Source organism: Mucilaginibacter sp. P4_G9, assembly GCF_056400985.1.
The window spans coordinates 1-1233 of the sequence record NZ_JBFUKF010000775.1; the positions used below are offsets into that span (position 1 = coordinate 1).

Genomic DNA, 1233 nt, shown 5'->3' on the forward strand with positions numbered 1-1233 from the left:
GGTAAAGATGGTGTAATTACTGTTGAAGAAGCAAAAGGTACCGAAACTGAAGTTAAAACTGTTGAAGGTATGCAGTTTGACCGCGGTTACCTTTCTCCTTACTTTGTTACCAATGCAGATAAAATGGAAGTTGAATTGGAAAATCCTTACATCCTGATCTATGATAAAAAGATCTCATCGATGAAAGAATTGCTTCCAATACTTGAAAAACAAGTACAAACAGGTAAACCATTATTAATCATTGCCGAAGATCTTGATGGCGAAGCATTAGCTACTTTGGTAGTTAACAAAATTCGCGGCTCACTGAAAGTTGCTGCTGTTAAAGCTCCGGGCTTTGGCGATCGTCGTAAAGCTATGTTAGAGGATATCGCTATCTTAACCGGTGGTACTTTAATATCAGAAGAAAGAGGTTATAAATTAGAAAATGCTGATCTTACTTACTTAGGTACTGCCGAGAAGATCATCATTGATAAAGATAATACTACCATTATTAACGGTGCTGGTTCTGCTGACGAGATCAAAGGTCGTGTTGGCCAGATCAAATCTCAGATCGAATCAACTACATCTGATTACGACCGCGAAAAATTACAGGAACGTTTAGCCAAATTATCTGGTGGTGTTGCTGTACTTTACGTAGGTGCTGCTACAGAGGTTGAAATGAAAGAGAAAAAAGACCGTGTTGACGATGCTTTACATGCAACCCGTGCGGCTGTTGAAGAAGGTATTGTTGCAGGTGGTGGTGTAGCCTTCATCCGCGCGGTTGCTGCTTTAGCTGACCTTAAAGGTGAAAACGAAGATGAGAACACTGGTATCCAGATCATCCGTCGTGCTATTGAAGAGCCTTTACGTCAGATCTGCGAAAACGCAGGTATTGAAGGATCTATCGTTGTGCAAAAAGTTAAAGAAGGCACTGCCGACTTTGGTTACAATGCACGTACTGATAAATACGAAAACCTGATTGGTGCAGGCGTTATCGACCCTACTAAAGTTGGTCGTGTAGCTTTGGAAAATGCAGCTTCAATTGCAGCTATGTTGTTAACAACAGAAGTTGTATTGGCTGATGATCCAGAAGATGAAAAAGCTGGTGGTCCACCAATGGGTGGCGGTGGCATGGGTGGTATGATGTAAGCCCCCGGCCCCCTAAAGGGGGTGTATTAAAATATATACTATTTGAAACCCTGTATGCTTTTGCATACAGGGTTTCTCTTTTTAAAAGGATAGTCATAGTCATTC

General features: G+C 41.4%; 1 protein-coding gene. It reads left to right on the forward strand.

From position 1 onward, the window contains the following. Positions 1-1128: chaperonin GroEL (gene groL, locus AC1DPZ_RS27555; protein WP_477409528.1), on the forward strand; the 1128-nt coding region annotated here is incomplete at its 5' end. Positions 1129-1233 lie beyond the last annotated feature (105 nt).